Source organism: Rhizomonospora bruguierae, from assembly GCF_018397995.1.
Lineage (GTDB): Bacteria > Actinomycetota > Actinomycetes > Mycobacteriales > Micromonosporaceae > Rhizomonospora > Rhizomonospora bruguierae.
On record NZ_BBQH01000037.1, the window covers coordinates 1 to 19,511 of the forward strand.

Genomic DNA, 19,511 nt, shown 5'->3' on the forward strand with positions numbered 1-19,511 from the left:
GTGGAGATCCTCGCCGCGGGCGACCGGAGCAGCCCGCTGGCGTACGCGGCGCCGCCGCTGGTCGCGCTGCTCGCCGGGCTGGTCGCGGCGCGGGTGCTGGGCCGCTGGGCGCGGCGGCGGGCACGCCGGATGGCGGACCGGGGCCGGCTGCCGGCCGTGCTGACCGCCGCGTCGCTGGCCCGCCGGCCGGCGACCGGGCGGGTCGTCGCGCTGCTCACCGTCGCCGTGGCGCTGCTGACGTTCGCGGCCACCGGGTGGGACGTGGCCGCGGGCAACCGCGAGCGGACCGCCCGCGCCGCGGTCGGCGCACCCTGGGTGTACCGGGTCGACGCGCCGGACCCGGGCACCCTGCTGAAGGCCGTGCGCCGCGCGGACCCGGGCGGGGAGCGGGCGATGGCGGTCGGGCGCTGGTACCAGTTCTACGGCGAGGGCGACACCATCATGGTCGGCGTGGACAGCGCCCGGCTGCCCGCGATCGGCGTCTGGCCGGGCGGCGGCGCCGGCACCCTGGCGTCGGTCCGCGACCTGCTCCGCCCGGACGCCGCCCCGGGATTGCCGCTGCACGGCCCGACCGTCACGGTCGAGGCGGCCACCACCCGGGCCACGGCGACCCGCCCCATGTCCCTGGCGATCATCCTGGACGACGGCACCGGGCCGCGCCGGGTCGACCTCGGGGAACTGGCCCCCGGCAGCCGCGGCTACACCGCCCCGCTGACCGGCTGCGCGGACGGCTGCCGGCTGATGGCCCTTTCCGTCCGCCGGTTCCCGGGCGACGAGGCACCGATCGCCGCCACCCTGACGATCGGGAACATCCGGGACGCCGACGCGACCGCCCCGGCCGGCCTGACCGACCCGCGAAACTGGCGCGCCGCGCCGGCCGCCCGCGCCGGCCAGCGGCTGGATCTCAGCTTCTCGCCCGCCGGGCTGGGCGTCGCGCTGGAGTCCACGGCGCCCGAGGACGCGGTCATCGAGTACGCCGACACGCCCACCCGGCTCCCCACGGTGCTGGCCGGGCCGGCGCCGGCCGACGACGCGGACGCCGGGGAGTTCGCGTTCCCCGCCTTCGGCTCCGCCCCCGACCAGTGGCGGGTGGCCGGCCGGTTCCCGGCGTTGCCCGGCGCCGGTGCCCGGGCGATGCTGTTCGACCTGGAGACCGAGGTGCACCAGGCGGTGCGGGTCGGCCTCGCGGCCGGCAGCCGCTCCCAGTTCGAGGTGTGGACCCGGGGGCCGATGGAGCCCGGCCTCCGGTCGGCGCTGGCGGCGGCGGGCGTCCGGGTGGTCGCCGAGCACAGCCTCGCGGCCGAGCGGGTCGCGCTGGCCCGGTTCGCGCCCGCCCTGGCCCTGCGGCTGTACCTGGCCGCCGGCGCGACCGCCCTGCTGCTGGCCGTCGGCATGCTGCTGCTGACCGCGTCCGTCGGGGTCCGCGCCCGGCTGCGGGAACTGCACGCGCTGCGGCTCGTCGGTGTGCCCCACGCCGTGCTGCGCCGAGCGTTGCGCGGCGAGTACGCGGGTCTGCTCGCCACCGCGATCCTCGTGGGCGTGCCGGCCGGGATCGCCGGCGCCGCCCTGCTGCTGCCGGCCATCCCGCTGGTCAGCATCGACCAGGACGCGCTCGCCCCGGTGTACCGGCTGGCCGGCTGGTGGCTGCCGGGTGCCGTGGCGCTGCTGCTCGCCGTCCTCGCCGGCACGGTCATGGCCGCGCCCCGGCTGGTCCGCAGGGCCGAGCGCCCGGCGCCCCGATGAAGACCCGGACGAGACGGCCTGTGCCCTGCTCGGGTTTCTCGCCGGCGCGTAGCCCGGTACGACCGTCCCTTCAGGACCTATTCCCGACCCGTACCGCCTCGGCACGGGAGCCGTGCTCGCCGCCTCACTCCGGTTGGCGCGCGCCCAGGCGCTCCCGGCTGTTCTGCTCGCGGATGCGGGCGAGCGCGTCGTCCCACGCGGTCGGCGCGGCCTCGGTGGCCCGCTTCGCGACGAAGTAGTCGGTGTGCCACATCGCCGCGACCGCGAGCGCGACGATGACGGCGAGTGACGCCAGAACCTGCGCCCCCTGGGCGATGTCCTCCAACCAGGGGTACCAGTCGGCGTAGAAGAGAGCCTTGATCGTCGGGATATGCGCGCCGGCTGTGGACTGCGCCAGGGTGTGGTAGTACCCCTCGCGGTCCTGCAGCGCCCACGAGTCGGCGCCGATGCCCATCAACCCGAGGACGAACGTTCCCGTGCCGACGGCCAGCACGCAGGTCCGCGCCCATCGCCGCCCCCGCGCCACCAGCGGCGCCAGGGTGGCGCAGGCCGCGCAGACGACGCCGAGGACCACGAGTTCGACCGCGCCCTCCCGGCCGCCGCGGAGCAGGGCCGGCGGCGCCGCGCCGTACTCGGCCTTGAGCGAGGCGAGCAGGGCCACCAGACGGGACGCGGACGGCGTGCTCCACCAGCGCAGTTCGAGCAGCCCGGCCAGCACGAGCAGAAGGCCGGTGGGCGCCATGACCCACGTCAGTGCGGCGGCGGTGCGGACCCGTCGCGGAGTGTCCTTTCCTGTCACAGCCCGGATGGTAGTGCCCACCCGTCGCCCCCGCGCCCGCATTAACAGCGCCGGTGCTGTATCTGCTTCCGCATAGGAAGCACCACCCCTTACAGGCCGGCGCCCGCGGCCGGCGCCCGGGCCCACCCGCTCTAGCGCCGCGACCGCCCGCCAGCACCGGCTGTCCGCGTCGGCGCCGTGTCGGCGCCCGTGGCGGCCGCCGGGTGGGAGATCTTGGTACCGATTGGCCAGAAAAGCGGCGTTTCTTACCAAGATCTCGACCCGGGCTGCCCTCCGGGCGGCGTGGCTGCGCGGTGGGGGTGTGGGCTGCGCGGGTGGGGGTGTGGGCTGCGCCGGGAGGTGCCGCAAGAGTCAGGGCGAGCCTCGCTTCTGGCCTGCGGCGCCAGCGGCAAACGTCCGAGCGTCGAGGGGCACCACTCCAAGATCGACCGAGTGGGGGCGGGGCGGCGAGTAGGGGCGGGTCTGGCGGTAACTGTCCCCGGGTGCGTCACCAGCGAGACCGGGGCGCCGGCGCCGAGCGGGCCGTGCCCGAACCGGTGGTCGGGTGGCTGCTCGCGGTCCTGGCCGCCGCGGCGGGCTGCCTCGACGCCGTGTGCCTGATCCGGTTGGGCGGCGTGTTCGCCAGTGTCATCACCGGCAACCTGGTGCAGCTGGGGCGGGGCATCGTGAGCGTGGACGGCCGGGCGGCGGTGGCCGCCGCGGCGGCGGTCGCCGGGTACGCGGTGGGCGTGGCGGTGGGCACGGCGGCGCTGGGTGGCGACGCCCCGGGGTGGCGCCGACGGACGACGCTCGTGGCCGCCGCGGAGGTCGTGCCGGCGGTCGGCGTCCAGGTCGGGTGGGTGGTGAGCGGTGGCCGGGCCGTCGGGGGCAACGCCTGGCTGCTGCTGGCGCTGGCCGGCGTGGCCATGGGGATGCAGAGCACCGTCACGCTCAGTTCCGGCGTCCGGGGCGCGTCGACCACATACCTCACCGGCACCCTGACCACGCTGGTGCGCACGGTGACGGGGCGGCGCCGGTTCGCGGCGGTGCGGGGTGACGCGGCCCGGCTGGGGGCGCTGCTGCTGGGCGCCATGGTGGGGGTCGCGATGCTCCGGGTCGCGCCGCTGTGGGCGCCGGTCGTGCCGGTGGGACTGGTCTGCGGCGTGGTCGTGGCCGCCGCCGTCGCGCGGCGGCGGGCGGCCGACGCGCAGGACCCATGAGGTCCGCCGATACTGGCCCGGCAGGCCGGGCTGCCGTCGGGCAAGCCCGAGCCGGCGAACGCCGGCCTGGTCGCGACGGCGATGAATGAGCGGTGCGCCGCCCTTGTGGACATCATGCCGCGCGACCTGCGCTGGCACTCGGCAGCCCGCACCGGGATCCCGCCGGCACGGGCCCCGGCCGGGATCCGCTGGCCGCTCCGATCGTCGAAGTCGACGACTTTGTCTCCTGGGACTGCTTCGCCGGATGGTGGCCACGGTTCGACGCCCAGGTGCTCACGCCGCTACTCGCCGGCCGGGACGCCACCTACCAGGCCCGGGACTGGACGGACTGGTACGGCAACTCGCTCGGGGAGTGGAAGACGCTGCCCTGGTCACCCACCGTCATCGTCGAGGGCGTCACCTGCACCCGCCGGGAGGCGGCGGGCCGGATCGCGTACGCCGTGTGGGTCGAGGCGCCCGGGAGACCCGCCTGGCGCGGGGCCTGGCGCGGGACACCGACTTCGCCGGCAAGGAGGATCTGTGGCGGCGGTGGATGCGCGAGGTGAGCGCGCACCGGATCGTGGTCGGCACCGACAACGGCGCCTCGATCCGCGTCACCGGCCTGGAGCGCGGTTTCCTGCTCGGCCCGGACTACGCTCCGCAGCCGTCCTTCCTCTCCTGGACCGGCGATGTCCTCCTGGACCCGTCAACCCCCACCGCCGTGATCTGGCACCGCAACTAACTCACCGCCGGCACCGCAACCCGACCCGGTTGAACCGCAAGATCCCCGTCCGGCGGCGTCACAGGCCGACCCCGCCGGACACCCCCTCAACGGGACGCCACCCAAACAGGGCACCCCCGCGAGAACACACCCACCCGGATCCGTAAGCAGCAGTGACACCTCAGCTACCCCTACAGAAGGCAGGACAAACACTCAGGGCTTGCGCCCGATAGCCGCGTACACCGCACTCTCGGCCGGGCTCGGCCGCGGCTGCGGCTCGTCGTCGGCGCGCCACTGCGAGACCGGCTGGATGCCGGGCTCCACCAGGTCCAGCCCCTCGAAGAACCGGCCGAATTCCGCCCGGTTGCGCAGCGCCATGTTGATCCCGCTCCGGGCGCTGATCGCGTCGGCCTGGGCGGCGAGTTCCGGCGGCACGAAGTCCAGGGTGCCGTTGGTGACGGTCAGGTGGCTGCCCGAGGGCATCGCGTCCACCAGCCGCCGCACGATTTCGTGGGCGCCGTCCTCGTCCATGATGAAGTGCAGGACCGCGACGAGCATCAGCCCGATCGGCTGGGACATGTCCAGCGTGCGCAGCAGGTCCGGGTCGTTGAGGATCTTCTCCGGGTCGCGCAGGTCGGCGTCGATGTACGCGGTGGCGCCGTCCGGCGAACTGGTCAGCAGGGCCCGGGCGTGTACCAGCACGATCGGGTCGTTGTCGACGTAGACCACGCGCGCGTCGGGGACGATCGACTGCGCCACCTCGTGCGTGTTGTTGGCGGTCGGGATGCCGGTGCCGATGTCCAGGAACTGGCGGATCCCCGCCTCGCGGACCAGGTACGTCACCGCCCGCCGCAGGAACTTCCGGTTTTCCACGGCGGCGATGCGCACCGGCGGGTAGGCGGCGGCGATCGCGTCGCCGGAGGCGCGGTCGGCGGCGAAGTTGTCCTTGCCGCCCAGCCAGTAGTCGTACCGGCGGGCCGGGTGCGGCACGGTCGTGTCGATCCGCTGCGAGGGCGGCGTCGCGTCGCCTGTCCTGGCGCCCGGATCGGGCGTAAACGGATCACGCTGCTGGTCAGTCACCCGGAAACCTCCGCTACGCCGACTCCGCATTGAGCGCCGACATAGTATCCAGGTTGTGCCCATCCGGCACACCGGTACCGGCTGACCCGTTATCAGCGCAGGATTCCCGTGTGGCCCAGTGAGTAGCGACCCGGCTGCGGCCAGACGCAGAGCCCGTGCGGCTCCGAGCCGACCTTGATCCGGGCCAGCAGCCGGCCGTTGGTGGTGTCCATCGCGTACACCTCGCCGTTGTACCGGCCGGAGAGCCAGAGCACCTTGCCGTCCGGGGAGAGGCCGCCCATGTCGGGGCTGCCGCCGCCGGGGATGCGCCACTTGCCGGTCAGTTTCTCGGTCGCGAAGTCGAGCAGCGAGACGGAGCCCTCGCCCCGGTTGCTGATGTAGAGGAGTTTGGAGTCCCGGCTGACGTACAGCCCGTGCGTCCCCGCACCGGTGGGCAGGAAGGAGCGCACCTTGAACTGGTCGCCGTCGATCTTCCAGACCCCGGAGGTGTGCATGTCGGCCACGTACCAGGTGCCGCCGTCCGGCGAGATCTTCACGTCCTGCGGCATCGGGTGGGCGGCGGGCAGCTTGAGTGTGCCGACGAGCTTGCGGTGCTGGACGTCGATCTTCAGCAGTTCGCCGGAGAACTCGCAGGTGGCGATCGCGTAGCGCCCGTCGGCGGAGAAGTCGGCGTGGTTCACGCCCTCGCACGGGACGTTCAGTGTGCTCTGCGGCGCCATCGTCTGCGGGTCCCGGAACAGGATCTGGCGCATGGCCTCGGCCATCACCATGGCGTGCTTCCCGTCCGGGGTGAAGTACAGGTTGTACGGGTCCACCACCGGTACCGCCTGGCCGAACTCGCCGGTCACGGGGTCGATCGGGATGAGGTTGTTGCCGGTGTGGTTGTTGACCCAGAGCGTCTTCAGGTCCCAGGACGGCACCACGTGTTGCGGCCCGCCGCTCGACTTGACGGTGCGCACCACCTTGTAGGTGGCCGGGTCGATGATCGACACGGTGTCGCTGAGCAGGTTGGGCACGTAGACGAGGTGCTTGTGGTCGCGCACCACCGCGGACAGCGCGTTGGGCCGGTCGGCGGCGTAGATGTCCTTGGGGTCCAGCAGTGGTGGCATGCCCGGCAGCCCGCGGTCCGGCACGGCGACCTCGCCCGGCGGGTGCGCGGGTCCCGGCTTGGGTGCGTTGTCGTTGCTGTCGCTCGGCTTGGGTGAGGTGCACCCGCCCAGCAGCGCGAGTGCCGCCGCCACCGCGACGCCCAGCCGTAGCGCGGTCACCGGCTCACCAGCTCTGACATTGTGACCGCGCTCAGCCCCCGGGTCCGCAGCCCGTCGAGGATGCCGGGCAGCGCCGTGACGGTGTCCTCGTGCCCGAGGTGCAGGCTGACGATGGAGCCGTTGCGGACCGCGCCCAGCGTGGTGCGCGTGATGGCACCCGGGCCCGGGTCGGTGTAGTCGAGCGAGTCGACGTCGTATGACACGCAGGCGGAGTACCCCGCTCTTGCGGCGGCAGCCCGGATCGCGGGGGTGCTGTTGCGGGTCTGCGACGGCCGGAACCAGCGGCCGGGCGAGCCGGTGAGCCGGCGCAGGGTCCGGCCACACTTGTCGATCTCGGTGAACGCCCTCCCGGGTGCCAGGGTGGCGATCGCCAGGTGGTGTTCGGTGTGGTTGCCCAGTTCGTGGCCGCCGTCCAGGATCCAGCGCGCCACCTCGGGGTGCTCGCGCAGCCAGGTACCGACGGCCAGCACGGTGGCGCCCGCTCCGGCGTCGGCCAGGGTGGCCAGAACCCGGCGGGTGATCGCCGGGTCGCCCTGGCCGTGGAAGGTCAGCGCCACGTACGAGCGGTCCCGGGGTCCGTGCACGAGCTCAATCGGCGCGTCCGTTTGCCCGGGCGATGGCGCGGCCGTGCGGGGCGCCGGCGCCGACGGTACTGCCTGCGGCGGGGCCTGTGGCGCCGATGGTGGTGGTGCCGGGGTGGCCGCGTCGCAGCCGGCCAGGGCCGCCGCGCCCAGCCCGGCGACGCCCCGCAGCGCGGCGCGCCGGCTCAGCCGGGGGCCACCGTCCAGTCCGCTCACGCCCGGGAGCCTTCCCCGCAGGGGCGGGACGACGCCGAAGATCGGCGGCGCCACCCGACCGGGGGACACCCACAAACAGTGATACATTCACAAACATCATTGGATGGAGGGAGTGGAGCGTGCGCAGGCGCCTTATCGCGGTAGCGGCCGCCGGCGCGGTCGTCCTCGCCGGAACCCTGGCGCGGACGGCCATCGCCGCCGGTGATGTGACGATTCAGGCCGGAGGATTCGATCTGACCCGCCCGGAGGTCGTGGCCACGGGGCTGGAGGTGCCCTGGGGAATGGCCTTCCTGCCGGACGGCAGCGCGCTGGTCGCCGAACGGATGCGCGCCCGGATCATGCGGGTGCGCCCGGGCACGGCGCCCACGCAGGCGGCAAGCGTGCCGAACGTGTCGCCGACCGGCGAGGGCGGGCTGCTGGGCATCGCGCTGTCACCGACATACGCGCAGGACGGCTGGGTCTACGCCTACTTCACGGCGGCCAGCGACAACCGCATCGTGCGGTTCCAGCTCTCCTCGCCGCAGAACCAGCAGGTGATCCTCTCGGGGATCCCGCGGGGCAGCATCCACGACGGCGGGCGGATCGCCTTCGGTCCGGACGGCATGCTCTACGCCGGGGTCGGCGAGGCCGGGCAGACGGCCAACGCGCAGAACCTGAACAGCCTCGGCGGGAAGATCCTGCGGATGCGCCCGGACGGCAGCGTGCCGCCAGACAACCCGTTCGCCGGGTCGCTGGTCTACAGCTACGGGCACCGCAACGTGCAGGGTCTCGCCTGGGATGCGCAGGGCCGGCTGTGGGCCACCGAGTTCGGCCAGAGCACCTGGGACGAGATCAACCTGATCGTGGCCGGGGGCAACTACGGCTGGCCCACGGTCGAGGGGCGGGCCAACAACCCCAACTTCCGGGACCCGCTCGTGGTCTGGAGCACCTCCGAGTCGTCGCCGAGCGGCGCCGCGATCGCCAACGGCACCCTGTTCGCCGCGGCGCTGGCCGGTCGGCGGCTGTGGCTGGTCCCACTGAACGGGACCGCCGTCGGCACCCCCACGGCCGAGTTGCAGGGGGCGTACGGGCGGCTGCGCACCGTGATGGTGGGCCCGGACGGCTACCTCTGGGTGGCCACGAGCAACCGGGACGGCCGGGGGACCCCGACCGCCGACGACGACCGGATCCTGCGCTTCCCGCCGATGGGTGGCGGCACACCCACGGCGAGCCCCACGGTCACCCCCACGACCCCGCCGACCACGACCCCGCCGACCACGAACCCGCCCGGGGCGTGCTCGGTCCGGTATGTGGTGAACCAGTGGAGCAACGGGTTCACCGCCGACATCACCGTGACCAACGGCGGGCCGGCGCTCAACGGCTGGGCACTGACCTGGACGTGGCCGGGTGACCAGCGGGTCACCAACGCCTGGAACACCGAGCTCAGCCAGTCCGGGCGGGCGGTGACCGCGCGCAACGCCGCCTGGAACGCCGGCCTGCCGGCGAACGGGACCGTCACCCTCGGCTTCCAGGCCACCTACAGCGGCACCAACACGCGCCCGTCCGACTTCCGGCTGGGCACCGCCGCCTGCTCCGTCAGCTGAGCACCGCCCGGGCTTGCCGCCGTGCGCCGGTGGCGAGCCCGGGCACCGGCGCGCCGGTGGGGCATGTTCAACGACTGTTCACGCCGGTGGCGGCCCGGCGCGCACACTGCGAGGGTGAGCGGAAGCGTGATGGTGTTCGCCCCGGCGCCGGTGCTGACGGTGACGATCGAGCGGCACCAGGGCGGCGCGGAACTGCACATCCACCCGGGCGGCCAGGGCGTCTGGCAGGCCCGCATGATCGCTTCGCTGGGCGTCGAGGTCACCCTGTGCGCCGCCACCGGGGGTGAGACCGGCGCGATCCTGACCGACCTGCTCTCCCGCGAGCCGATCTCGGTGCGCACGGTGCACCGGCAGTCGCCGAGCGGCTGGTACGTGCACGACCGCCGGGCCGGCCGCCGCGACGAGGTGGCCCATGAGCCCGGCGACGCGCTGGCCCGCCACGACCTGGACGAGCTGTACAACGTCGCCCTCGCCGAGGGCCTGCGCGCCCCGGTCGCCCTGCTCAGCGGGCCCGCCGACCCCTCGGTCCTGGCCCCGGACGGCTACCGCCGCCTCGCGGCCGACCTCGGCGGCACCGGCTGCCGGGTGGTCGCCGACCTGTCCGGCGACCACCTCACCGCCGCGCTCGCCGGCGGCCTGGCCCTGGTCAAGGTCGCCCACGACGAGCTGCTCAAGGACCGGCGCGCCGCCGCCGACACGGTGCGGGATCTGGTCGCGGCGGCCCGCCGGCTGCGCGCCGAGGGCGCGGAGAACGTCCTGGTCAGCCACTCCGACCGGCCCGCGCTGGCGCTGCTGGGCGACCGCGTCCTGGAGATCTCCGCCCCCCGCCTCCAGGCCGTCGACCCGCGCGGCGCCGGCGACTCGATGACCGCCGGCGCGGTGGCCGTCCTGGCCCGGGGCGGTGACCTGACGGAGGCGGTCCGCACGGGCGCGGCCGCCGGCGCCCTGAACGTCACCCGCCACGGCCTCGGCACCGGCCGTGCCGACGCGATCCGGGAGCTGATCGAACGGGTGGCGATAGCCCCGCTTGAGGGCACCGGAGCGTCCTGAACCCGGGGGTGTTCGCCACCCGGCGGCCCGCTGGCCGCGGTCTACCCGGCGCTGTTGCCGCTTTTGGCCCGGCGCGGGTGATTCCTGCCCGGGCCGGCTGAGCGGTACCGGAATGCCAGCTGAAAGGTGGCTGGAGGGCTCAACCGCCCGGTGGTCGTTGGGCCGCCGGACCTCGTAGGGTGGCGGGCGTCTCGCCCCCTGACGAGAGCAGGACCCCGTGTATGACCCCTCGCGGCCCCCGGGTCGCTCCCGGCGGCGCCGCCCGTGGTGGCCGTGGCTGCTGGTCGTGTCCGGCACGCTGCTGCTGGTGGGCAGCAGCGGAGTGCTGCTGGCGGGCCGGGTGCTGTTCTCGGCGGCCACGAACAGCGTCAACCAGCAGAACCTGCTCGGCGCGGTGAATCCCGAGCGCGAGCACGTGTCGATCACCGGTGCGAAGAACATTCTGCTGGTCGGGCTGGACACCCGCCCGGGGCAGGACCCGAGCGAGTTGACCCGGTCCGACTCGATCATCATCATGCACGTCCCGGCCAGCCACCAGGGCGCGTACCTGATCTCGATCCCGCGCGACAGTTACGTGCGCATCCCCGCCTACGACAACGGCAAGGTGCCGTTCAACGGCGGCGAGAACAAGATCAATGCTGCCTTCGCGTTCGGCAGCCGGGGGCTGACCGGCGACGCCGCCCTCTCGCACGGGTTCGAACTGCTCGCCCAGACCGTCGAGGGGCTCACCGGGATCACCCCCGACGCCGGCGCGATCATCGACTTCCAGGGCTTCAAGGAGGTCGTCCAGGTCCTCGGCAAGGTCTGCATGTACGTGGACGAGGACACCACCTCGATCCACATCGGGCACACCGAGGACGGCACCTTCGCCCCGCCGTACAAGATCAACCCGGACGGCACGCTCAACCGCCGGAACCCGGGGGTCACCCCCAACTTCTACGCCAAGGGCCAGCACTGCTTCACGCCGACCGAGGCCCTGGACTTCGTGCGCCAGCGCGACCTGCTGGCGAACAAGGACTTCGACTACGGGCGCCAGCGCCACCAGCAGCAGTTCATCAAGGCCGTGCTGCAGGAGGTGGTCGACCGGGGGCTCAGCTCGCCGACGAAGCTGCCCGGCCTGCTCAGCGCCGTCGGCAAGACGATGACGGTGGACAGCGGTGGCATCCCCCTGGAGGACTGGGCGTTCGCCATGCGGGGCATCGACCCCAAGGACCTCGTCAGCATCAAGACCAACAACGGCAAGTTCAACAGCCGGTCGATCCCCGGGGTGGGCAGCGCCGAGGTGCTCAGCGACACCAGCCTGGAGTTGCTGCACGACGTCAAGAGCGACCGGGTCGACGAGTTCATCACCGCCCACCCCGACTGGGTCGCGGCCAGTTAGCCGCCGGAGATGGTGCGCAGGTCGATGGCGTGCCAGGTGAGCGCGTCCTGGTCGCCGGTGGACCACCACAGCACCCCGTTGCGGCTGAACGTGCCGGTCGCGCCGGCGGCGACGTCCACGGTCCGCCGGGTCGCCAGGTCGTAGACCAGCAACCGTTGGCTGCCGCTGACCGCCGACGAGACCTCGTCCTCGGCGAGGATCGCGTACCGGTCCAGGATGGCGGCGTCGGTGACCGCGACGCTCGCGCCCGGGCCGGCGATGCGGTGGCGCTGGGTGCCGTCCGGGTGCATGGCGTCGATGCCCGCCAGCCCATCGCTGGACATGACCATGATCCGGCACCAGGCCGGTCCGCAGGTCGTCAGGTCGTTGCCGCCCGTCTCGACGGCGATCCGCCGACCGTCGGTCAGGCTCTTCAGCACGGTGGCGCTGGTCTGGTCGTCGGGCGCGGTGACCAGCCAGGGCCAGGCGCTCAGCGACCAGACGCCGGGCTCCCGGCGCACCCGCACCGGCCCGCCTGCCAGCGGAACCGAGCGGACCTCCGTCAGCTGGGTGCCGGCGCTGGGATCGCCGGCCAGCCAGTACACCCGGTCGCCCTCGATGACCAGGTCGTGCTGCGTACCGTAGAAGATCGCATCACCGGTCTCGGCGGTGAGTTGGTGCGGGGCCGCGCCGCCGCGCAGGTCCACGCCCCAGAGCCGCAGCCCGCCGGAGTCGGTGGACTCGGTCCACACCAGGTCGTCGCCGCGGGCGGTGAGGTTGTAGAAGTCGGGGCTGTCCGTGATCGGCAGCTTACGCAGTTGGCGCAGCGAGCCGTCGCCGCCGCGCAGCACCAGCCGGGTGGACCGCCCGTCCGGGCTCGGCGCGGTGCCGACCGAGGTGCCGGCGTCCAGGAAGATGCCGGGCTGGTAGGCGGGGCCGTCCGGAAGGTTGCCGGGCGTGTCGGCCTTCTGGGCGTTGGGCCATACCGTGGCGGCGGGTGCCCGCCCCGGCGGTGGGGGCTCGCGCCGGGGCGACGGGGCGGTGAGCAGGGCCCCCGCGGCGGCCAGCGCCACCACGAGGGCGGCGGCGCGGACCCGGCGTCGCACGGGCGAGAGCGCGGGGAGGGCTTCGGTGACGGCGACCATGGGCTACTCGTACTGCTCGGTGGGCGCGGCGACCTGCTGCCAGGAGCGCACCTCGACATAGGGGACCGTGGCGTCGTTGATCGGGTCCTTGGCGGTGCGGTCGGAGTAGACGCCGACGATCCGTACCCAGGTGTCGGCCGGCAGGCCGGCGGGCACGTCCCCGGTCAGCCCGATCTTGATGGGTCGCCCGTCGGCCGCGCAGCAGGTCAGCACGATCCGGGCCAGCATCGGCTCGCCGCCGGGACCGGGGGTGAGGAAGCCGGTCAGCCGCACCTTGCGGTCGGCGAGGCTCCGGCCGCCGTCGAACACCGCCCGGGACGCGTAGTCCAGCAGCGTGACCGGCGCCGGGTCGCCCGGGGGCAGCGGCGGGTAGTCCGAGTCGGGCTCCTGGGCGGTGAGGACGGTGCCGGCCTGGCCGGCGGCGTAGGAGCCGAGCGGCGGCGGGGCCACGAGCAGCAGGCCGAGCACCGGCAGCAGGAGCAGCCACCCCACCCGCGGCTCCCCGTGCCCGTGGCCGTGCCCCCCGCCGTGCTCGTCGTGGACGCTTTCTCCGTGCGGGGCGCCGGGCTCGTCGTGCTGCCCGTGCTCACCGGCCGGCTCCCGCGGCGGCGGGCGCAGGTCGTACCAGAGGGTCATGGCGGCGGCGACGACCAGCAGCACCCCGGCGGCGATGAGCAGCGGGCGGAGCCCCTGCTTGACGAAGCGCAGGTACATGTCGCTGAGGCTGGCGCGCAGGATCGCGCCGCCGAACAGCAGCATGACCACGGCCTGGGCGCGGCGGTTCACAGCAGCACCAGCCCGACACCGGAGCCGATCAGGACGCCGGCGACCACCGTCGCCGGCGCGAACCGGGCGGCGAACCGGCCGCCGAAGGCCCCGCTCTGCATCGCGATCAGCTTGAGGTCGACCATCGGACCCACCACCAGGAACACCAGACGGGCGGTCAGCGAGAACTGGGTCAGCGAGGCGGCGACGAACGCGTCCGCCTCGCTGCAGATGGACAGCACCACCGCCAGGGCGGTCAGCGCCAGCACGGAGAGCACCGCGTTGCCGGCCAGCCCGCGCAGCCACGACTCCGGCACCGCCACGTTGATCGTCGCCGCGGCGGCGGCGCCGAGCACCAGGAAGCCGCCGGCGTGCATGAGGTCGTGCCGGCACGCCGCCCAGAAGGCGCGGCCGCGCGACCGGTCGTCCAGGTGCGGGCGGTGCGGCAGGCGGATCCAGTCGGCGCGGCCCAGGCGCAGCCACAGCCAGCCCATGGCGACCGCGACCGCCAGGCTGGCCACCCCCCGGGCGAGCACCATGCCCGGGTTGTTCGGGAACGCGATCGCGGTCGCGGTCAGCACGATCGGGTTGATGGCGGGGGCGGCCAGCAGGAACGTCAGGGCGGCCGCGGGCGCGACGCCCCGGCGGATCAGCGAACCGGCGATCGGCACGCTGCCGCACTCGCAACCGGGCAGCACCACGCCGGCCACCCCGGCGGCCGGCACCGCGAGTGCCGGGTGCTTCGGCAGCGCCCGCGCCCAGAACGAACGCGGCACGAACACGGCGATCACCGCGGACAGCGCGACCCCGAACACCAGGAACGGCACGGCCTGCACCAGGACGGACACGAACACCGTGGTCCAGGTCTGTAGCCACGGGGCGGAGACCAGCCCGGCGATCGGCGCGCGCAGCAGCACCAGCGCCACCAGCAGGACGGCCAGCACCTCCACCGAGCCGATCCGCCCGCCATCGCGCCGGGAGCGGCCCGGCGCGCGCCTGGTGGCCGGTGGTGCGCTCCAGTCGATGTCCTCGGTGGCGACCGGGCGCCGGTCCGCCACTTCCTCGGGTGCGCTCACCCGACACAGGGTAGGGGAGCCGCCCCTCGGCGACGCCCCCAACCCCGTCCGATCCGTCAGCAGTTGCGCAGTTCGGGCGACTGGTTGAGCGTGCGCCCACGCTCGGTCCCACCCGGCGGGGCCCGCTCGTGGTCGGCCACCTCGACGCCCGGCTCCGCCACCTCGGCGGCGACCGATGAGACCACGCTCCACGCGTACGGCAGCGACCGGCGCACGCGGTCGACGAACTCCGCGTCGCCGACCTCGCCGCTTCAGCAGGGCCGTTGGTACCTCCAGCGACACGGGGGCCGGTCGGGTCAGACCGGTATCCGGTGCCGGCGGCGCCACAGCAGGATGCCGAGGATCGCGGCGCCGAGCAGGGCCAGCGCCGGTAGCACCGCGGCCCAGCCGCCGAGGAGCATCAGCAGCGGGGACAGGATCCAGCCGAGGACGCACAACACCGGTATCACGGGGAACGGGCGTTCCATGGTCGGCGTGCGCATCCGCGCGGCGAGGTCCGGGTCGTCGGCGGTCAGCCGGCGCTCGATCTCCCGGCACCGCCGGCGCTCCTCGGGACTGAGCACCGGCGCTCACCTCCTTGTCGCGGTGCCGTGGGCTGGCTTCCCCGCAGCGCGGCGGTTAGGCGGAATGCCGCACCGGCGCCGGCGGTCGCCGGCCGGGCGGGCTCGGGGCGGGTGGTGACGTATTGACGGGTGCCGCGGTTTGGCGTTCACTGGGAGAGCGCTCTCCAAGCCCGTTCCCCGTCCGAACTGCCCTGTCGGCGAAGGGCCCGCCCACCCGGGAGCTCACCGTGGATCCAGCCAGCACCAGACCAGCAAGACCGAGAACCGGCCGGCCGGCGTCGCCGGCCCGCCCAGCCCGTACCGTTCCGCGTACCGCCGCCGTCCTCGCCGCCGTCCTCGGCGCCTCGCTGCTCACCGGCGGGTACCGGGCCGAGGCGGCGGACGCGCCGCTCTCCCAGGGACGGCCCGCCCTCGCCTCGTCCACCGAACTGGGGGAGACCCCGGCCGCCGCCGCCGTGGACGGCAACCCGGCGACCCGCTGGGCCAGCCAGTGGAGCGACCCGCAGTGGCTGCGCGTGGACCTCGGCGCGACCGCCAACGTCACCCAGGTCGTGCTCCAGTGGGAGGCGGCGTACGCGCGGGCGTTCCAGATCCAGACCTCGCCGGACGGCAACGCCTGGACCACGATCTACAGCACCACCACCGGTGCCGGCGGCACGCAGACCCTCGACGTCATCGGCAGCGGCCGCTACGTGCGCCTCTACGGGACGGTCCGCGGCACCGGCTACGGGTACTCGCTGTACGAGTTCAAGGTGTTCGGCACGCTGGCGGGCAGCCCGCCGCCGACCGACGGGCCCGGCTTCGTCATGGCGGACCCGCCGGTGACCGGTGTCGTCCCGTCGACCGCCACGCCGCCACCGACCAACCCGCCGACCACGCACCACGAGTTCCAGGCGAACTGCTCCGTCAGCCGCACCAACCTGCCCGACGACCCGATCGTCTTCTTCGGACTACCGGGCGCCTCGCACTACCACACCTTCATGGGGAACACAACCACCAACGCGAACACCACGCTGCCCTCCCTCCAAGCGGGCGGCACCTCCTGCATCACGCCGGGCGACAAGACCGGGTACTGGATGCCGACGCTCTACAACGGTGACGAGGCGGTGCAGCCGGTGGGCCGGCAGGTCATCTACTACAAGAGCGGCGTCCTCGACTACCGCAGCGTCCGCCCGTTCCCGCCGGGCCTGCGGTACGTGGTCGGCAGCCCGAGCGCCACGCTCGACGAGTTCCGCACCTCGCCCGGCGCCGTGGAGGGCTGGGAGTGCGGCGACAGCTCCCGCAACGGGGACTTCCCGGCCACCTGCCCGGCCGGCTCGCAGCTCAATGTCCGGTTCCAGTCGCCGAGTTGCTGGGACGGGCTGCACCTGGACACGCCCGACCACAAGAGCCACCTGGCGTACCCGGTGGTCGGCGTCTGCCCGGGCGACCACCCGGTCGCCGTGCCGATGATCGAGTTCAAGATGGCCTGGCCGGTCAGCGGCGACATGTCGCGGGTCCGGCTGTCCAGCGGACGCGGCTACTCGTTCCACTACGACGTCTTCAACGCCTGGGACCCGCCGACGCTCGCGGCCCTCACCACGCACTGCGTCAACGGCGGCCTCCAGTGTGACCCCCGCGGCTTCGACCAGTACAAGCCGGACCGCGGCGCCGCACTCAACGAGCAGTACCAGCTTCCGTGACCGCCGCCGGCCCGGCCGTCGCCCGTGTGGCGGCCGGGCCTGCGGCCCCGAGGGCGTGGGCCAGCGACGGCCCTATCTGCTCAGGCGGGTTTGCGAGCGGTGAACAGGGTGACCCGGAGGCCGGGGAGTGACCACTGCCGGAGGGCGACGAACCGCTCCCGGATCGCCTTGGCCTTCCGCTTTTCCATCGCCCCGAGCGGGTCGGAGCCGCGCGGAAGGGCGACCACCCAGAGCCGGCCGGTGCCCGCCAGGCAGGCGGCCGGATCCGGACACTCCTCCGCCCACAGGCTGTGCCGCTGCAACGCGCTGCTTCGCACCAGGGGGTCGCGCGGAAGGTGCCCGCGCAGGTGGTACGCCATGCCGGCGTCGAGGAAGCGCCCGCCGTCGCGCGGGCCGTAGGCGATGGCGTCGCCGGGGCGCGCGTTCGCCCGGACGATGGCCGCCGCGCCCGCGTAGTCGATCTGGTCCGGGTCGTGCGACCGCCGCACGGCCCGCTGGTCCGGCACGGCCAGCGCCAGGCAGAGCAGCACGATCGCCAGCGCGGCCGGCGGCCGGGCGAGGGCCAGCGCGGCCCCGGCCAGCAGGCAGGCCAGCGGGACCACGAACGTGAGGTACCGGGTCACCCACAGCGGGACCACCGAGCCGGCGGCGAACAGCAGGAGCGTGGGCAGCAGGACGCAGAGCCCAAGCACCCAGCCCCAGCGGCCCCGCAGGGCCCAGCCCAGCGCGGCGAGGCCGACCACGAACCCGGCCGTGATCGCCGAGCGGAACACGGAGCCGGGCGCCCGGAACAGGTCGCCCAGGTGAGGCATGGGGACCCAGTTGAGCTGCCGATCGTGCTCCGCGCCGCCGAGCAGCGCCAGGGGCAGCAGGGCGAGGCATGCCGCCCCGGTCACGGCCAGCCAGCGCAGCGCGGAGCGCCCGTCCCGGTCGCGCAGCCAGGTCAGCAGCGCCGCGACCGCGTGCCCCGCAACCAGGAGTACCGCGACCAGGTGCGCAAACCCGAGCGCGAAGACGGCCAGTCCGTAGGCTGCCCAGCGGCCCCACCCCGCTGGCCGACCGGCGGGTGGGCCGGGGCCGGCGTTTCCGCCGGAGTGGTCCGCGGTCCAGCGGTGGGTCAGGCAGCAGGCCAGCAGGTAGGTTGCCAGCACCGCGAGGGCGGTCGCGGCCGCGTACGGCCGCGCCTCCTGCGCGTACCGGGCGGTGCTCGGCTGCACCGCGACGAGCAGCCCGGCGGACACCCCCGCCCAGGGTCCGAACAGGTACCGCCCGAGGTGCGCGGTCAGGCCGGCCGCGACCACCATGGCGGCGAGGCTCGGCGCCCGGAGCGCCGGAACGGAGTCCCCGACCAGGGCGATCCAGCCGTGCAGGAACAGGTAGTACGGCGTGGAGACGGCGTCCACGTGCGGCACCATCCGCACGATCTCCGGGATCGACCGCCGTGCGGCGCTCCAGGTGGCCAGTTCGTCCCGCCACGGCTGGGTGGACGCGACGCCGGGGCCGGCGATGAGCAGCGTGACCGCGGCCGGGCAGAGCCAGACGAGCCAGGTCCGCGGACGCTCGGGCTTGACCACCGGCGGACCTGCCGATCATCGAGACGGGGGGCGGTCAGCCTGGACGCGCTGCGCAGCCGGCCGTTGCCCCTGACCTCAGACCATTGTGGGCGGACGCCGAGGTCAAGTGGGTGGTACGGGGCGGCCTGTCACCCGTTTCAGTCGTGGCCCGAACCCGGGCGTGAGCCGCGGGACGGGCCGTTCTCATGCCGCTTCCGTGACGGCTGTGCCCGGCTGGGCGGTCGGCGCCGCGTCCAGGAGGCGCAGCGCGGACCGGACGGTTCCGGGAGCCGCCGGCAGCAGCGGCAGCCGGACGTCGGCGCTCGGAATACGCCCCTGGGCGTGCAGGACGCCCTTGATCACGGTGGGGTTGGGTTCCGCGAACAGCGCCCCGGACAGCCGGGCGAGGCGGTGGCCGAGCGCCCGCGCCCGCCCGGTCGCCCCGGTACGCCAGGCGTGGACCAGTTCGGCGAAGCCGGCGGTCTCGACGTGCGCGGAGGCGAGGATGCCGCCGTGCGCGCCGAGCGCCAGCAGCGGTGCGACGAAGGCGTCGTCCCCGCCGAGGACCGCGAAGCCGTCCGGCGGGTCCGCGAGCAGGTCGACCGCCTCCGCGTCGATGCCGCCCACCGCGTACTTGATGCCGGCCACGCCGTCCACCGCGGCGAGCCGGCGGATCGCTTCGGCGGACAGTGGCTGCCCGGTGCGGTTCGGGACGTGGTAGACGACGAGCGGGACGGGGCTGGCCTTGGCCAGGGTGGTGAGGTGTGCGACCACACCCGCCTCGCCCGGCCGCACGAAGGGCGGGACCAGGCTGAGCGCGGCCGTGACCCCGGCGCACCGCGCCAGGGACCGCACGGCCGCCACGGTGTCGGCGCCGACCAGGAGCGGGGAACCGCCACGGTCCCGGCAGATCTGGGCGATCACGTTGAGGACGGTGTCGCGCTCGCCGGCGGTGAGCGCGCCGGCCTCGGCCGTCGTGCCCAGCGCCACGAGGCCGGCGGCGCCGGCGTCGAGCACGTCGTGGGCCAGGCGCTCCAGCGCTACCACGGCCACCGCTCCGGTGGCCTCGAACGGGGTGATCAGCGGGACGTACAGGCCGGTGAGTGTCATGGATCGAGGGTCCGCCGGGGCGACCATCAGGTCCAGTT

17 protein-coding genes and 1 pseudogene are annotated in these 19,511 nt (G+C 74.2%); 7 read left to right on the forward strand and 11 right to left on the reverse strand.

Annotated elements, in window-relative coordinates; all coding sequences use genetic code 11:
- On the forward strand, positions 1-1,743 hold a 1,743-nt coding region (locus KJS59_RS19570), incomplete at its 5' end, for an FtsX-like permease family protein (RefSeq protein WP_307852679.1).
- A gap of 124 nt (positions 1,744-1,867) precedes the next feature.
- Here KJS59_RS19570 and KJS59_RS19575 read toward each other — a convergent pair.
- On the reverse strand, positions 1,868-2,542 hold the full coding sequence (locus KJS59_RS19575; protein WP_213454390.1) for a hypothetical protein: 675 nt from the start codon (positions 2,540-2,542) through the stop codon (positions 1,868-1,870).
- A gap of 482 nt (positions 2,543-3,024) precedes the next feature.
- Here KJS59_RS19575 and KJS59_RS19580 point away from each other — a divergent pair, with 482 nt between their 5' ends.
- Both KJS59_RS19580 and KJS59_RS31310 read left to right on the forward strand, forming a co-directional pair.
- Positions 3,025-3,741: a DUF1275 family protein gene (locus KJS59_RS19580; RefSeq protein ID WP_213454391.1), complete on the forward strand. Its 717-nt coding sequence runs from the start codon at positions 3,025-3,027 to the stop codon at positions 3,739-3,741.
- Positions 3,742-4,183: 442 nt separating this feature from the next.
- Positions 4,184-4,462: a hypothetical protein gene (locus KJS59_RS31310; RefSeq protein ID WP_249714457.1), complete on the forward strand. Its 279-nt coding sequence runs from the start codon at positions 4,184-4,186 to the stop codon at positions 4,460-4,462.
- Positions 4,463-4,654: 192 nt separating this feature from the next.
- Here the strand turns inward: KJS59_RS31310 and KJS59_RS19590 are convergent, their stop codons facing one another.
- The 3 genes from KJS59_RS19590 to KJS59_RS19600 form a co-directional block, all read right to left on the reverse strand.
- Positions 4,655-5,521, reverse strand: a complete 867-nt coding sequence (locus tag KJS59_RS19590) for an SAM-dependent methyltransferase (protein WP_249714458.1) — start codon at positions 5,519-5,521, stop codon at positions 4,655-4,657.
- A gap of 92 nt (positions 5,522-5,613) precedes the next feature.
- Positions 5,614-6,789 carry a YncE family protein gene (locus KJS59_RS19595; RefSeq protein WP_249714460.1) on the reverse strand — a complete coding sequence of 392 codons (1,176 nt, stop codon included), beginning with the start codon at positions 6,787-6,789 and terminating at the stop codon, positions 5,614-5,616.
- The gene (locus KJS59_RS19600; RefSeq protein ID WP_249714462.1) at positions 6,786-7,586 is read right to left on the reverse strand and encodes a polysaccharide deacetylase family protein; all 801 of its coding nucleotides are present in this window, start codon (positions 7,584-7,586) and stop codon (positions 6,786-6,788) included. Before KJS59_RS19600 ends, KJS59_RS19595 begins: the two co-directional genes overlap by 4 nt.
- A gap of 119 nt (positions 7,587-7,705) precedes the next feature.
- On the opposite strand from KJS59_RS19600, the gene KJS59_RS19605 reads away from it, so the two are divergent.
- The 3 genes from KJS59_RS19605 (at position 7,706) to KJS59_RS19615 (ending at position 11,600) form a co-directional block, all read left to right on the forward strand.
- Positions 7,706-9,169, forward strand: a complete 1,464-nt coding sequence (locus KJS59_RS19605) for a PQQ-dependent sugar dehydrogenase (RefSeq protein WP_249714464.1) — start codon at positions 7,706-7,708, stop codon at positions 9,167-9,169.
- Between the two features lie 129 nt (positions 9,170-9,298).
- Positions 9,299-10,219 carry a 1-phosphofructokinase family hexose kinase gene (locus KJS59_RS19610; RefSeq protein WP_213454443.1) on the forward strand — a complete coding sequence of 307 codons (921 nt, stop codon included), beginning with the start codon at positions 9,299-9,301 and terminating at the stop codon, positions 10,217-10,219.
- A gap of 217 nt (positions 10,220-10,436) precedes the next feature.
- On the forward strand, positions 10,437-11,600 hold the full coding sequence (locus KJS59_RS19615; RefSeq protein ID WP_213454394.1) for an LCP family protein: 1,164 nt from the start codon (positions 10,437-10,439) through the stop codon (positions 11,598-11,600).
- Here KJS59_RS19615 and KJS59_RS19620 read toward each other — a convergent pair.
- The 5 genes and pseudogenes from KJS59_RS19620 to KJS59_RS19640 form a co-directional block, all read right to left on the reverse strand.
- Positions 11,597-12,724 (reverse strand): hypothetical protein, encoded by a 1,128-nt coding sequence (locus KJS59_RS19620; protein WP_249714466.1) that lies wholly within the window; start codon positions 12,722-12,724, stop codon positions 11,597-11,599. The genes KJS59_RS19615 and KJS59_RS19620 overlap by 4 nt on opposite strands.
- A gap of 3 nt (positions 12,725-12,727) precedes the next feature.
- Positions 12,728-13,510, reverse strand: coding sequence for a TIGR03943 family putative permease subunit (locus KJS59_RS19625; RefSeq protein WP_213454395.1), 783 nt, complete (start codon positions 13,508-13,510; stop codon positions 12,728-12,730).
- A complete protein-coding gene (locus tag KJS59_RS19630; RefSeq protein ID WP_376771210.1) occupies positions 13,507-14,565 on the reverse strand; it encodes a permease in 1,059 nt (352 codons plus the stop codon). The genes KJS59_RS19625 and KJS59_RS19630 overlap by 4 nt, the downstream gene beginning before the upstream one ends.
- Before the next feature lie 56 nt (positions 14,566-14,621).
- A pseudogene (locus KJS59_RS19635) lies at positions 14,622-14,801 on the reverse strand (hypothetical protein); the annotation flags it as partial.
- Positions 14,802-14,861: 60 nt separating this feature from the next.
- On the reverse strand, positions 14,862-15,128 hold the full coding sequence (locus KJS59_RS19640; protein WP_213454397.1) for a DUF3040 domain-containing protein: 267 nt from the start codon (positions 15,126-15,128) through the stop codon (positions 14,862-14,864).
- A gap of 347 nt (positions 15,129-15,475) precedes the next feature.
- On the opposite strand from KJS59_RS19640, the gene KJS59_RS19645 reads away from it, so the two are divergent.
- The gene (locus KJS59_RS19645) at positions 15,476-16,810 is read left to right on the forward strand and encodes a DUF1996 domain-containing protein (protein WP_213454446.1); all 1,335 of its coding nucleotides are present in this window, start codon (positions 15,476-15,478) and stop codon (positions 16,808-16,810) included.
- 80 nt (positions 16,811-16,890) lie between these two features.
- On the opposite strand, the gene KJS59_RS19650 is transcribed toward KJS59_RS19645, so the two are convergent.
- Entirely contained in the window at positions 16,891-18,384 is a 1,494-nt protein-coding gene (locus tag KJS59_RS19650) for a glycosyltransferase family 39 protein (RefSeq protein WP_213454398.1), read from the reverse strand.
- A 183-nt stretch (positions 18,385-18,567) separates the two neighbouring features.
- A complete protein-coding gene (locus KJS59_RS19655) occupies positions 18,568-19,473 on the reverse strand; it encodes a dihydrodipicolinate synthase family protein (protein WP_213454399.1) in 906 nt (301 codons plus the stop codon).
- Positions 19,474-19,511 lie beyond the last annotated feature (38 nt).

Bases quoted from the DNA above. Each gene is read 5' to 3' on its own strand.
- KJS59_RS19610 (WP_213454443.1), top strand. From the start codon at position 9,299: ATGGTGTTCGCCCCGGCGCCGGTGCTGACGGTGACGATCGAGCGGCAC.
- KJS59_RS19620 (WP_249714466.1), bottom strand. From the start codon at position 12,724: ATGGTCGCCGTCACCGAAGCCCTCCCCGCGCTCTCGCCCGTGCGACGC.
- KJS59_RS19655 (WP_213454399.1), bottom strand. From the start codon at position 19,473: ATGACACTCACCGGCCTGTACGTCCCGCTGATCACCCCGTTCGAGGCC.